Below are 13,644 nucleotides of genomic sequence, written 5' to 3' on the forward strand. Positions count from 1 at the left end.
CGCTGGAGCAGGCCGCGGCAAGGAGGCAGGAGCGATGATTGCAAGTCAACTACGCAGCATGTGGCTGGTCTTCCGTCACCTGTTCAGCCGCAATGCCACGGTCCAGTACCCGGATGAAAAACCCTACCTGGCACCGCGCTATCGCGGGCGCATTGTCCTGACCCGGGACCCGGATGGTGAAGAACGCTGTGTCGCTTGCAACCTCTGCGCCGTCGCCTGTCCACCGGACTGCATATCGTTACAGAAAACCGAAGATGATGACGGGCGCTGGCGACCGGAATATTTTCGCATCAATTTTTCCCGCTGCATTATGTGCGGCCTCTGTGAAGACGCCTGCCCCACCTACGCGATCCAGCTCACACCGGATTTCGAGATGTGCGAGTACGACCGGCAAAGCATGGTGTATGAAAAAGAGGACCTGCTGATCAGCGGTCCGGGCAAGTACCATGATTACAGCTTTTACCGGGTCGCCGGCATGTCCATTTCCGGCAAGGACAAGGGCGAGGCGATCAATGAGGCGGACCCCGTGGATGTGCGCAGCCTGAACCTTTGACAGTCACTGGCGGTGAACTTCCCGTTGGGAAGGCCGATAAAGATAACAACCCTAACCGAGGGAAAAGACATGTATCCAGTCTATTTTTACCTCACTGCCGCAGTTGCCATTATCGCTACCGCGATGGTGATCTTCAGCCGCAATGCTGTGCACGCGCTGCTGCACCTGATTGTTTCCCTCCTCGCCGTCGCAGTGATTTTTTTCCAGCTGGGCGCGCCACTGGCGGCGGCGCTGGAGGTGATTGTCTACGCCGGGGCAATCATGGTGCTGATGGTTTTCGTCATCATGATGCTCAACCAGGGTGACGCTGCCGTGGAACAGGAGAACACCTGGCTGCAGCCCGGGAGCTGGGTGGCACCCGGCATCCTGTCGGGCGTGCTACTGCTACAGCTGATACTGATGCTGGGCGGCCAGGGTGTAAGTACAGCTGGGGGCGGGGCCGCCGAAATCAGCTATGTGGGTGCCAGGGAGGTGGGTATTTCACTGTTCAGCCGCTACCTGCTGGCGGTGGAACTGGCCTCCATGCTGCTGCTGGCAGGTCTTGTAGGCGCCTTCCACCTGGCGCGGCAAAAATCCACCGCAGACCTGGAGGCGGGCCATGATGAGTGAAATGCTCTCACAGGGCGGCATGTATCACGGCCTGGCACTGGCTGCCATCCTGTTCTGCCTGGGACTGGCCGGGATGCTGGTACGGCGTAACATCCTGTTCATGCTGATGTGCATTGAAATCTGCACCAACGCTGCGGCGCTGGCATTTGTAGTCGCCGGTGCCCACTGGGGAATCGCGGACGGCCAGGTCATGTTTATCTTCGTGATCACCCTGGCGGCGGCCGAGGTCGCCATCGCCCTGTCCCTGGTGTTGCAGCTTTATCGTCGCCGGCACACGGTGGATATCGACCAGCTTAACTGGATGCGGGGTTAACCATGACTGAGACCGTCGGCCTGATCCCGCTGTTTCCCCTGCTGGGCTTCCTGGTTCTGGTACTGGCTCCGCTGGTCGTGCGCCAGGAAATGCCCGCGGGGCTCGTTGCCAGTATTGGCGTTGGCAGTGTGGGAATCGCCGCGCTGCTATCCCTGGCCCTCCTGTTTACGGTGTTTATCGGCAATCCCGCCGCAAGCATACAGGTAACCGGGTGGACCTGGATGGCCACCGGGGGACTCTCACTGGGGTTTAACTTCCATGTGGACTGGCTAACGCAGGTCATGTTGCTGGTGATTACCGGTGTCGGTTTCCTGATTCATCTTTATTCCGCCGGCTATATGCGAGGTGACGCCGGCTATCGACGCTATTTCGCCTACCTGAACCTGTTTGTCTGCGCCATGTTGCTGCTGGTGTTGGCGGACAACCTGGTGTTGCTCTACCTCGGCTGGGAGGGGGTGGGCCTGTGCAGCTACCTGTTGATTGGCTTCTGGTATCGGAACCCGGAAAATGGCGCGGCAGCGCGCAAGGCATTTGTCGTTACCCGCGTGGGTGATACCGCAATGGCCCTGGGGCTTTTCCTCTTGTTCCGGGAATTCGCCACCCTGGATATCGCGAGCCTGAATACCTCTGCCGGAAGTGCGGGTGATAGCTATCTACTGACTCTGGCAGCCCTGCTGCTGCTCGGCGGCGCCGTGGGGAAATCGGCGCAGGTACCACTGCAGACCTGGTTGCCCGATGCCATGGCGGGCCCCACCCCGGTGAGTGCGTTGATCCATGCCGCCACCATGGTCACCGCCGGGGTTTACCTGGTCGCGCGCATGCATCCCCTGTTCGCGGTCTCTGACACCGCTATGCTGGCGGTGGGCTGGGTCGGCGCGCTGACATTGCTGATAGCCGGTTTCAGTGCACTGGTACAGACCGACATCAAGCGGGTCCTGGCCTACTCCACCATCAGCCAGATCGGCTACATGTTCCTGGCCCTGGGCGTGGGGGCCTGGTCCGGGGCCATCTTCCACCTGATGACCCACGCCTTCTTCAAGGCGCTGCTGTTCCTCGCTGCCGGCTCGGTGATTCTCAGCCTGCATCACGAACAGGATATTTCCGCAATGGGCGGGCTGCGCCGGAAAATTCCGCTGACATTTGCCTGCTTCGCCGTCGGCAGCGCTTGCCTCGCTGCACTGCCATTTACTTCCGGCTTCTACAGCAAGGACCAGATTCTCCTGCAGGCGTGGGAGGCCTCCGACGGTTTCAACCTGCTGTGGCTGGCGGGAATTATTGGGGCACTGGTGACCGGCATTTACAGTTTCCGCCTGTTGTTCCTGGTATTTTTCGGCGACGAAGGCCGGGCCTCTGCCCATTGTGGCGATGCCAATTCCCGCGTCATGAGCATACCACTGGTCGCGCTGGCGCTGCTGGCACTCGGTGGCGGCCTGCTGGCACCGCCACTGCAGGATGTTTTCCCGACAGCAGAGGGTGGACACCCGTCGATGCTTATTGAAGCGGTCGCCATTGCCATGCCGCTGCTGGGTATCCTGGTGGCCTGGACCATGTTCTCCCGTGGCCAGCGTGCGGAAGCGCCCATTACCCCGGTGGAGCGCTTCCTGTTCAGCGGCTGGGGGTTCGACTGGCTTTACGACCGGTTGCTGGTAAAACCGCTGGTAACGCTGGCAAACATCAACCGCAATGACATCGTCGATGCCGCCTACCGCGGCTCGGCGTCCCTCAGCCGCCAATTACACCTGCTCGCAAGCCAGACACAGAATGGCCAGGTGCGCTGGTATATGGCTTCCCTGGTGGGCGGATCCATCCTGTTCCTCGCAATCCTGGTGGCGCTATGACTCTCGCAGCAATCATCGCGGTACTTTTTCTCGGTGGGGTGGCGGCCTGGCTGGTAGAGCGATACCGGCCGGGAGCCAGCCGCTGGGCGACACTGGCGAGCCTGGTTGTCAGCCTGGTACTACTGGCACAGTTGTGGGCCAGCGCCACGCCGGGTTCCGCACACCATTGGTGGCAGAGCGTGGAAGTCGCCTGGATCCCCAGGTTTGGTATCAGCTTCTTCCTGGCGGTGGACGGGCTGGGGTTCCTGATGCTGGCGCTGACCCTCTTCATGGGACTGTTCGGGCTGGTGATGACATGGAGCGATATCCGCTTTCGCCGCGGCTTCTTCTATTTCAATTACCTGTGGACCCTGGCCGGCGTGGTCGGAGTCTTCACCGCACTGGACCTGTTCCTGTTTTTCTTTTTCTGGGAAGTGATGTTGATTCCCATGCTGATGCTGATCGCAGTGTGGGGTCACGAGGAACGCACCTTCGCTGCAATCAAGTTCTTTATTTTTACCCAGGCAAGCAGTCTGCTGATGCTGATTGCCATCGTCGCACTGGTGTATATCCACTTTAATGCCAGTGGCCAGGTGACTTTCAATTACCTGGAGCTGCTCGATGCGCAGCTGTCACCGGTCAGTGCCTGGTGGCTGATGCTCGGGTTCTTTGTCGCTTTCGCGGTCAAACTGCCCGCGGTTCCGCTGCACACCTGGCTGCCCGATGCCCACACCCAGGCGCCCACTGCCGGTAGTATCCTGCTGGCCGCCATCCTGTTGAAAACCGGGGCTTACGGGTTGCTCCGTTTCACCCTGCCCCTGTTCCCAGACGCCTCGATCCAGTTTGCTCCGGTCGCCATGGCCATCGGTGCCATCAGTGTTGTTTACGGTGCGATACTGGCTTTCGCCCAACGGGATATGAAACGCCTGGTAGCCTATTCCAGTGTGAGCCATATGGGATTTGTGCTGTTGGGCCTGTACGCGCTGAATACCGTCGCCATCCAGGGTGCGGTCATGCAGATGGTTGCCCACGGACTCAGCACAGCCGCCCTGTTCGCGATTGTCGGTGCACTGCAACATCGGTTGCACACGCGCAATATGGAGCAAATGGGAGGCCTCTGGACCGAACTGCCCCGGCTGTCCGCCATTGCCCTGTTCTTTGCCGTGGCATCGCTGGGGCTACCCGGGCTGGGCAATTTCGTTGCCGAGTTCCTGGTGCTGCTCGGCAGCTTCGGCGTGGATCACTGGATCACTGCGTTCGCGGCCCTGGGCATGGTCGGCGCCGCGCTCTATGCGCTGGCAATGATGCAGCGGGCCTTTTTTGGCGAATCGCGCCGTACCACCACGGCAGCGGACCAGAAGGGCCTGGTTGACCTGGACCTGCGCGAAACACTGGCAATGCTGGTTTTGGCCGCTTTCCTGGTTTTCCTGGGGCTGCGGCCACAGCCGGTCTTCGATACTGCAGCACCGGCCATCGCCCGCTCGCTGGCCCCGGTCACCGCGGTGGAAGCTGCCGTCACAAGCAACAGTACCGACCGCCCCACTACCGCCGCCAACTGGCCTGCCGCCACGCACAGAGGTGAGACGCCATGACCAGAGAGGAACTCTTCGCCATCCTGCCACTGCTGGTGCTGACCGCCGGTATCGTCCTGCTGATGCTGCAGGTTTCTTTTCACCGCGGGCACCGCGCCGCGCTGGTGACGACGCTGGCAATACTGGCGGCAACACTCTGGGCCTGCTTCTCGGTCGGCGCAGCCCTGCCAACCAGCGGCACAGTGGCCGCAACCGGGCTGTTCAGTGTCGACCACACAGCGCTGTTCTTCTGTGTGCTGATGGTAATGGCCGCCCTGGCGGTGGCAATCCTGGCATTTCACCACCTGGAGTCGCGCGGTGCCAGCCGGGCTGTGGGCAGTTATCCGGAAGAGTTTTACATCCTGCTGTTACTGGTAATACTGGGCGCCTGCTGCCTGGTCACTGCCAGTCATTTCGCCAGCCTGTTCCTGTCCCTGGAATTGATGGGGCTGGCACTGTATCCGCTGCTGGGATTTACGGTCGTGGGCGACCAGTCGCCGCAGCGCGACCAGCTATTGTCACTGGAATCGGCAATGAAATACCTGTTGCTGTCGGCCCTCTCCACAGCCCTCAGCCTGTTTGGTATTGCACTGGTATTTGCCGCCAGTGGAGCGCTGGACTTCAGTGCCGCGGCAGCGGCTCTGCGGTCAACCGGTCCCAGCGCAGGAATACTGACTGCCGGGCTGACCCTGCTGCTGATCGGGGTGGCGTTCAAGCTGTCCCTTGTCCCCTTCCATATCTGGACCCCGGACGTTTACCAGGGTGCGCCCACGCCGGTGACAACACTGATCGCGACGGTCAGCAAGGGCGCCGTCGTGGCACTGACCCTGAGGTTTTTCACCCAGGTCGACCTGTTTTCACTACCGGTCCTGTCCACGATGCTGGCGGTGATGGCTGCAGCCAGTATGCTGGTGGGCAACCTGCTTGCTTTGCAGCAGGGTAACGTAAAACGGCTGCTTGCCTACTCGTCCATCGCCCACATCGGCTACCTGATAGTGGCCTTCCTGATCGGTGCCAGTGCCTTCGGCCAGGAGGCCGTTATTTACTACCTGGTTGCATATGTACTCACAACTACCGGGGCCTTTGCTGTGGTCAGCCTGGTGGCCGACGCCGCACAGCCTTCGATCCCGGGTGGGCCCCAGCCAATCGGTAACGCAGGTGAAGACCCGTTCCAGGTCGAATTTTATCGCGGCCTGTTCTGGCGCTCTCCCGGGCTTGCCTGCTGCTTTGGCCTGATGCTGTTATCACTGGCCGGAATTCCCCTGACCATCGGCTTTATTGGGAAATTTTACGTGTTTGCCGCCGGTGTACAGGGACAGATGTGGCTACTGCTGGCAGCGGTGGTCATTGGTAGTGCGCTCGGCCTCTACTATTACCTGCGCCTGTTGCTGACCATGTTGCAACGCGACAGCGAATCCCGAGACCTGGAGCCCGGGGCAATCCAGGTGGCTGTGTCAGGACAAGTGCTGGTGGGGACCCTGACCGCGATACTGCTTCTGTTCGGCATTTTTCCCCAGCTCTTGATCAACTGGATAAATGCACTATAAAGGTACATGAGGAGAAAGGTTCAGGGACGGGCAGGCCAGGAGGGTCAGCTGCAACCTGATGTTGCCGTAAACCGATAACAATACCAAGATTGACGAAGGCGAGCCTATGAAAACATTCAAACAGGCGTACGAAGTACTCAAGGACGCCGAGAAGTTCCACCTGGAGATGGCCGACCTCTATCGCAGTATGCTGGAGAAAGCCGAAGATAACCGCACCCAGCTGCTGCTGAAGCACATGCTCGAGCACGAGCAGCGCATGGCAAAGAACCTGGCCAATTACGGCGAAGTTGCCAAGCACAAAGTGATGAAGACCTGGCTGCAATACACGCATGAGGAAACTGCCCGGGATTTTGTCAGGAGCCTGAACCTGAGCGACCCGCCGGATATCCGTGAGATCAACAACCTGGGGCGCGAAGTGGACCGCTACTTTTCCGAGCTATACCAGGCGGTTTACGGTGCTATCGAGTCTGCAGAGGTCAAGGAAGTATTTGAAGACCTGAAGCAGATCCAGGACAAGGAACGTATCACACTCTCCATGGCAACCAATTCACTCTGGGATATGTAATTAACCCCGGTACCGCTGAACCAAAAAACCCGCTGCAAGCAGCGGGTTTTTTATATGCGGGCTAATAATGGCTATCAGAACTCATAGCGTGTCCGCAGGTAGTAGAAACCACCCTCAAACCCGAACGGTGAGAACTGGCTGTACTGGTTGCCAACGCCACCTGCTGCACCGGGGTTCTCCTCCGGGTACTGGTCAAGCAGGTTCTGGGCACCAAGTATGACGGAAGCCTGGTCGGTAAAGGCGTAGGATACCTCGGCATCCATCAGCACCTCGCCACTGTAAACCTGTCCGTCCTCGGAATCGAACCAGTCGTCATACGAACTCACCCGCGCAAGGAAGCCCCAGCTACCCACAGCGGTATTGCTAGACAGTGTCCAGCGGCTTTCCGGCAGGCCCTCCTCAAGTTCACGGATGCGTGTTGCATCAATGGTTTCAGGAGAGAACTGGTCCACCTCGGTCTGGGTCTGGTTGTAGGCCAGGCTGATATCGGTATTGTCACCAACCATGTCAGTGCTGTAGGTCGCGACAATGTCCACACCAGTGGTGGTGGTATCGAAATCATTGGTGAAGAAACGGAAGTTCTGCAGGTTGGCTGCACTGGTCACACCGGATGCCACCAGGCTATCCACTTCTGCCTCAGTCAGGGAGTACAACTGGGACGGGGCAATGCGGTCCTCAACCTCAATGTTGAAGTAATCCACCGTGATATCGATGGCCCCGACCGTAAAGACGGCGCCCAGTGTCCAGTTGGTGGACTTCTCCGGATCCAGCGCCTCACCACCACGCAGCAGTGCCACCGGGTTGGTGGAGGGGATGGTGCCGTTGTTCACCAGGTCATTCAGGGCCAGGTCGAACTCTGTGGAAACATTGAACGCGTTTGACTGCCCCGGCGTGGGCGCCCGGAAACCTGTGCTCCAGGAACCGCGCAGGGCAAAGCTGTCGGTGATATCAAGGTTGGTCGCCAGCTTGCCGTTGGTAGTGGTGCCGAAGTCCTCGAAGTCCTCGACCCGCAGCGCCAAGCCCACCAGCCAGCCCTCGGTAACATCTGCTTCCAGGTCAACATAAGTGGCGTAGTTGGAGCGGCTCCACTGCCCGCCGGCCAGCGGACCAAAGCCGGGGAAGCCGTTGGATGCAGCACTGAAGCCCTGTGATGCCAGCGGACCGATTTCATAAGAAGCCTGGTCACCGGTGGTAATTTCAAAGGTCTCATCGCGCCATTCGAGGCCGGTGGCCACACTCAGCTCGGAGGCGAAGCCCACGTCATACCCCTTGACGAAGTCCAGGTTAAAGTTCTTTTCCAGCTGGGTATAGGCACCCGGATTGAAAGCCGTCGGTGTCTGCGGACCCAGGGAAGCATTTACCGTGTTGTAGATAAAGAAGTCCACATCGTTATAACCGAGGCCGGCGCTGACATCGTACGCCCAGCCATTGGCCAGTTCACCGCGCACGCCGGTAACCCCGGACAGGTCAGTCACTTCACCGCCAAAACGCGGGGTGAAGCCGCCCGGGAAAATCTCCTGGAAGGAGAAGCACTCGGCGCTGGAGAGCGCATCCGCATGACTGAAGCCCGCACAGCTGTCCAGGCCGTTACTGGGATCCAGGTCACCGATCAACGGGTCAGCACCATTGGCGAAGACCGCGCTACGGGTCTCGGGGTTCCGGAAATAGAAGCCGCCGTCAACTGTCTTGGTGCCATAATTACCGAACGCATAGAATTCCTTGCCACCGCCCAGCTCGACACCCATGTTGACTACGGTTTTCAGGTCATCGCTGATTTCCGGGCGACCCCAAACCTGTGCCGGGTCTGCCACCTCCGTATTACCTGCGGCGATCAAGGCCGCGGCGTCATCGCGCTGGACACTGCGATCGGTATCCTCCTGGGCACCGAACTCGAAACTCACATTGGCAAAACCCTGGGATGTAAACGGCATACCGTAATTGCCGGAGACCGTATACTGGCGGCCATCGCCCTCATAGAACTGGCCCGCCTTGACCTCGACGCTGCCCCCATCGGGCGAATCCTTGAGCTCGAAGTTGATCACACCGGCAATGGCATCCGAGCCATACTGGGCGGCTGCGCCGTCACGCAGTACTTCTACCTGCTGCAGGGCAATGGCGGGAATCTGGGAGATATCCGGGCCCTGGGCACCATCGGAAACACCGTTGCCCAGCCAGGCGATCACGGCTGCACGGTGACGGCGTTTGCCGTTTACCAGGACCAGGGTGTGGTCGGGAGCCAGTCCACGCAGGTTGGCCGGGCGTACCAGGCTGGCGGCGTCACTGATGGGCTGGGTATTGACGTTGTATGAGGGAACCACGTTGCGGAGCAGCGAATTCAGGTCTGAATCACCCTGCTTCATAAAGTCATCGCCACTGATGATATCGATGGGTACCGCCGAGTCGGTCGCGGTGCGCCCCTCTACACGGGTACCGATGGTAATCACCTCTTCCATCACCCGCGTGTCCGATTGCTGGGCGAAAACGGGACTGCTCGCGGCGGCAATGGCGGCTGCCAGCAGGGTAGGGGTACTCAGGTTTGTGGTCTTGTTCATAGGAGCTTCCGTAAGTTTTTATTGTGGACAATGCGCCCCGGCGCATCGCGTGAGAGTCCGCCAATGGCAAATGCAAAAAGCATGACAATTCATCACAGTTGCGCACATCCGATATGCCTCTGGAAAGCGCCCCCTGCTCTCTGTTGCCATCGGTTTTATCCCGGTTCAACTCTTTCAGTTCCGTCACCGATCCCTTTCCTTGGGGACCCGATGGATACCCATCCGATAGTGCCTGTTTCTTTTGTACCTCCCGGTTCAACTAATGGAGTTTCCGAGGCTGGCCGGCAACTGTTGCCTGCACCCGGCTTCGCTAGGGTCCAGGCCTCTGTACCGAACACCCGCCACGCTCCAGGTCAGGGCGCCCGGCCAATTACCCAGGCCAGCTTGCACATCAATGGATCATTGTATTGACCAACGCGCCTAATCTGGTCCGCCCGGGTGTGACCCAACTCTCATTAAGATCCATAAGGCGGCAGAATCCGCGACTATTGCAGTTATCTGACAATTCATCGTTGCCACTCGCGGTTGCGATTGTTATTTTGACAGCGGTGTCATTCGGCGGCAGCAGCATCGACCAGCCAGTGATTCATTGGAAGAAGTAATAAAAATAAGATCTCAAGGTGAAAATCATGCACAAGCCAATCGCGCTCGGCGCCCTCGCCGCAGCCATGCTCGGGGCGGGACACGCCCATGCCGTGGACTGTTCCAGCCTCCCCGACTGGGATGCCGCCACTGCCTACGTGGGTGGCGACCAGGTTCAGCACAACAGCAATGCCTACGAGGCCAACTGGTGGACCCGGAACCAGGATCCCGAACTCTTCTCTGACGCCTACCAGGAATGGTCGCTGCTCGGGGCCTGTGACGGCACCATCGATCCCCTGCCGGTGGGTTCGATAACCTCGCCGACGACCGGTTCTGTCTTCAGCGAAAATGACAGCGTTATCATTTCCGTGGATGCCAGCGATGACCAACAGGTGGTCGTGGTGGAGTTCTATGTGGATGGCAGCCTGGTGGCATCGGATACCAGCGCCCCCTACTCCACCACCTGGTCCGCGGTGGCAGGCTCGCCGGTACTCAGCGCCCGCATCGAGGACAATGCCGGGCAGGGCATTCTCACCGACGATGTCGTCATCACAGTCGAGAGCGGCGACCCGCAACCGCCCTCAGTCAGCCTGAGTGAGCCGCTGGATGGCAGCAGCTTTACCACCGGCGACAGCGTCACCATTGCCGCCTCGGCCTCAGACAGCGATGGTTCCGTCAGTGCCGTGGAGTTCTTCGTCGATGGCAACAGCATCGGCAGCGACACCAGCGCCCCATTCTCCGCCAGCTGGACCGCCACTGCCGGCAGCCACACCATTACGGCTACCGCCACCGATAATGATGGCCAGTCCAGCGACTCGGCGCCGGTCACCATCAGCGCAACCGACGCAGACAACAAGCCCACCGTCACGCTGGACTCGCCCGCCGCGGGCAGTACGTTTGATGAAGGGGTGACAGTTAGCCTGGCTGCTACCGCCAGTGACGCCGAGGGCGATGTTGCGCGGGTGGAGTTCTTTGTCGCCGGCCAGGAAGTGGGCGAGGACAGCAGCGCTCCCTTCGCCGTGGAATGGACCGCAGTTGCCGGCACCGCGTCGGTCTATGCCCGGGCATACGACAGCGCCGGCCAGTGGACCGATTCCGCCCCGGTCTCCATTACCGTCAACGGCGAGCCGGTGGTTACTGACCATCCCTGCCGACCCGATGGGCTATTCACCACTCCCGGCACCGCACCGGACTACTGCGATGTTTACACCGCAACCGGCCACGAAGCCATGGGTACCGATCACCCGCGCCGGATCATCGGCTACTTCACCAGCTGGCGAAACGGCGCCAATGGCCAGCCCAGCTACCTGGTGGACGATATCCCATGGGACAAGATCACCCATATCAACTATGCGTTCGCCCACATCGATGACAATAACCAGGTATCCGTGGGCAACACAGCCAACCCGGACAATCCCGCGACCGGCATGACCTGGCCGGGTGTCGAGGGCGCTGAGATGGATCCGGAGTTTGCCTACCAGGGCCATTTCAACCTGCTGAGCAAGTTCAAGAAGCAGCACCCGCAGGTGAAAACCCTGATCTCCGTCGGTGGCTGGGCCGAGACCGGTGGCTATTTCAATGAGTTCGGCGACCGGGTCGACAACGGTGGATTCTATACCATGACCACCAATGCGGACGGGACCATCAACCACGCCGGTATTGAGACCTTTGCCAACTCGGCGGTGGAGTTTATCCGCGAGTATGGCTTCGACGGCGTGGATATCGATTACGAGTATCCCACATCCATGAACGACGCCGGCAACCCGCTGGATTTCGGCGTGGCCAACCCCCTGCGCGGCTCACTGATGGAATCCTATGTGGAGCTGATGCGTGTACTCAGGCAGAAGCTGGATATCGCCGGAGAACAGGATGACACCCACTACCTGCTAACTATCGCCTCACCCTCGTCCGGCTACCTGCTGCGCGGTATGGAAACCATGCCGATCACCCAGTACCTGGATTACGTCAATATCATGACCTATGACCTGCACGGGGCCTGGAACGAGTACGTGGGCCACAATTCTGCGCTGTTCGATAACGGCAATGACCCGGAACTGGCCGCTGCCAGTGTATACAGTACCTCGCAGTATGGCGGGATCGGCTACCTGAATATCGACTGGGCGGTGAAATACTTCCGCGGCTCCATGTCGCCGGGACGGATCAATATCGGTATCCCCTACTACACCCGTGGCTGGCAGGGTGTCACCGGTGGCAACAATGGCCTGGGCGGCACAGCGGCACTGCCCGACCAGACGCAATGTCCCGAGGGAACCGGTGGTGCGGCCGATTGCGGTTACGGTGCACTGGGTATCGATAACCTCTGGCATGACCTGGACGAGAACGGCAACGAGATGGGCGCCGGCTCCAACCCCATGTGGCATGCCAGGAACCTGGAAAACGGTATCCAGGGCAGTTACCTCGACGACTACGGCCTGGATCCCGCCAACAATCCGGCAGACGCGCTGGTGGGCACCTACGTGCGCAATTATGACAGTGTGTCCGAGGCACCCTGGCTGTGGAACGACACCAAGGATGTATTCCTCTCCACCGAGGACGAGGAATCCATGGAAGCCAAGGTGCAGTATGTGATCGACCAGGGTGTCGGCGGCATAATGTTCTGGGAGCTGGCTGGTGACTATGACTGGGATGCGGCCACTGGCGAGTACTTTATGGGCGACACCCTCACCACCCTCGCCTACGACCGCTTTGCCAACGCGGCTCCCTACCGGGAACTGCGCAGCGATCGCCCGCTGCCTGCGGAAGCACTGGATATCAGTATGGAAGTCACCGGCTTCAAGCTGGGTGACCAGAACTACCCGCTGAACCCACAGCTGGTGATCACCAACAACACGGGCGGAACCCTTCCAGGTGGCACCGTATTCGAGTTCGATATGCCCACGGCAACCTCCAACATCATCACCGACCAGAGTGGTGCCGGCCTGGAGGTTATCGAGGACGGCGCGAACCCCGGCGGCGGTAATGTCGGCGGGCTGGAAAACGAGTTCCACCGTGTGCGTTTCTCGCTGCCCAGCTGGCAGAGCCTGGCCGATGGTGAGAGCTGGGAGCTCACCCTGAATTATTACCTGCCGGTATCCGGGCCCCAGGCGTACACCGCGACGGTCAACGGCACTACCTACGCACTGGCCTTCGAGTACCCGGACCTGCCGCTGGGCACTGTCAGTAGCGGTGGCAGTAGTGACGATGGCGGCAGTGGCGGTGACAGCTGCGCCGATGCCGGTGTGGCCACCAGCGGGCTGGTGACCTACCCGGTTTGGCCGGACAGTGACCATGCCAATGGCGGTGACCGGATCATTCATAACGACAGTGTTTACGAGGCAAACTGGTGGACTAATTCCGAACCCGGCACGGCGGACGGAAGCTGGACTTACCTCTGTAACCTGAACTGATTGGCAGGGGGCGACTCACCGCCCCAATAAAGGGCCGTGTGGGAAGTTCGGTCACAGGGGAGCCCGGCGTATTGCGGACGCGAACTGTGACATAACTTCCCCAATGGCCGACTGATATTCTCTCTGTG

The 13,644-nt window shown here is 59.9% G+C and carries 9 protein-coding genes; 8 read left to right on the plus strand and 1 reads right to left on the minus strand.

The annotated features are described in order from the left end of the window. The first annotated feature begins 34 nt into the window (after positions 1-34). From nuoI to LVD10_RS13425, 7 genes are all read left to right on the plus strand, one after another. Complete coding sequence (gene nuoI, locus LVD10_RS13395) at positions 35-553, plus strand: NADH-quinone oxidoreductase subunit NuoI (protein ID WP_237063956.1); 519 nt, start codon at positions 35-37, stop codon at positions 551-553. Between the two features lie 69 nt (positions 554-622). Then, positions 623-1,162, plus strand: coding sequence for an NADH-quinone oxidoreductase subunit J (gene nuoJ / locus LVD10_RS13400; protein WP_237063957.1), 540 nt, complete (start codon positions 623-625; stop codon positions 1,160-1,162). After that, positions 1,152-1,475: an NADH-quinone oxidoreductase subunit NuoK gene (gene nuoK, locus LVD10_RS13405; protein WP_439651239.1), complete on the plus strand. Its 324-nt coding sequence runs from the start codon at positions 1,152-1,154 to the stop codon at positions 1,473-1,475. The genes nuoJ and nuoK overlap by 11 nt, the downstream gene beginning before the upstream one ends. A gap of 2 nt (positions 1,476-1,477) precedes the next feature. Next, positions 1,478-3,313, plus strand: a complete 1,836-nt coding sequence (gene nuoL, locus LVD10_RS13410) for an NADH-quinone oxidoreductase subunit L (protein WP_237063958.1) — start codon at positions 1,478-1,480, stop codon at positions 3,311-3,313. Then, entirely contained in the window at positions 3,310-4,884 is a 1,575-nt protein-coding gene (gene nuoM, locus LVD10_RS13415; protein WP_237063959.1) for an NADH-quinone oxidoreductase subunit M, read from the plus strand. Before nuoL ends, nuoM begins: the two co-directional genes overlap by 4 nt. After that, positions 4,881-6,410 carry an NADH-quinone oxidoreductase subunit N gene (locus tag LVD10_RS13420; RefSeq protein WP_233005913.1) on the plus strand — a complete coding sequence of 510 codons (1,530 nt, stop codon included), beginning with the start codon at positions 4,881-4,883 and terminating at the stop codon, positions 6,408-6,410. The genes nuoM and LVD10_RS13420 overlap by 4 nt, the downstream gene beginning before the upstream one ends. 106 nt (positions 6,411-6,516) lie before the next feature. Beyond that, on the plus strand, positions 6,517-6,975 hold the full coding sequence (locus LVD10_RS13425) for a hypothetical protein (RefSeq protein ID WP_233005914.1): 459 nt from the start codon (positions 6,517-6,519) through the stop codon (positions 6,973-6,975). 74 nt (positions 6,976-7,049) lie between these two features. Here the strand turns inward: LVD10_RS13425 and LVD10_RS13430 are convergent, their stop codons facing one another. After that, the gene (locus LVD10_RS13430) at positions 7,050-9,527 is read right to left on the minus strand and encodes a TonB-dependent receptor plug domain-containing protein (protein WP_237063960.1); all 2,478 of its coding nucleotides are present in this window, start codon (positions 9,525-9,527) and stop codon (positions 7,050-7,052) included. Positions 9,528-10,156: 629 nt separating this feature from the next. Between LVD10_RS13430 and LVD10_RS13435 the strand changes: the two genes are divergently transcribed. Beyond that, the gene (locus LVD10_RS13435) at positions 10,157-13,516 is read left to right on the plus strand and encodes a chitinase C-terminal domain-containing protein (RefSeq protein ID WP_237063961.1); all 3,360 of its coding nucleotides are present in this window, start codon (positions 10,157-10,159) and stop codon (positions 13,514-13,516) included. Positions 13,517-13,644 lie beyond the last annotated feature (128 nt).

The organism is Microbulbifer zhoushanensis (genome assembly GCF_021729055.1).
GTDB classification, from domain to species: domain Bacteria; phylum Pseudomonadota; class Gammaproteobacteria; order Pseudomonadales; family Cellvibrionaceae; genus Microbulbifer; species Microbulbifer zhoushanensis.

Coding starts and splice junctions, on each gene's coding strand:
- nuoI (WP_237063956.1), top strand. CDS start 35: ATGATTGCAAGTCAACTACGCAGCATGTGGCTGGTCTTCCGTCACCTG.
- nuoJ (WP_237063957.1), top strand. CDS start 623: ATGTATCCAGTCTATTTTTACCTCACTGCCGCAGTTGCCATTATCGCT.
- nuoK (WP_439651239.1), top strand. CDS start 1,152: ATGATGAGTGAAATGCTCTCACAGGGCGGCATGTATCACGGCCTGGCA.
- nuoL (WP_237063958.1), top strand. CDS start 1,478: ATGACTGAGACCGTCGGCCTGATCCCGCTGTTTCCCCTGCTGGGCTTC.
- nuoM (WP_237063959.1), top strand. CDS start 3,310: ATGACTCTCGCAGCAATCATCGCGGTACTTTTTCTCGGTGGGGTGGCG.
- LVD10_RS13420 (WP_233005913.1), top strand. CDS start 4,881: ATGACCAGAGAGGAACTCTTCGCCATCCTGCCACTGCTGGTGCTGACC.
- LVD10_RS13425 (WP_233005914.1), top strand. CDS start 6,517: ATGAAAACATTCAAACAGGCGTACGAAGTACTCAAGGACGCCGAGAAG.
- LVD10_RS13430 (WP_237063960.1), bottom strand. CDS start 9,527: ATGAACAAGACCACAAACCTGAGTACCCCTACCCTGCTGGCAGCCGCC.
- LVD10_RS13435 (WP_237063961.1), top strand. CDS start 10,157: ATGCACAAGCCAATCGCGCTCGGCGCCCTCGCCGCAGCCATGCTCGGG.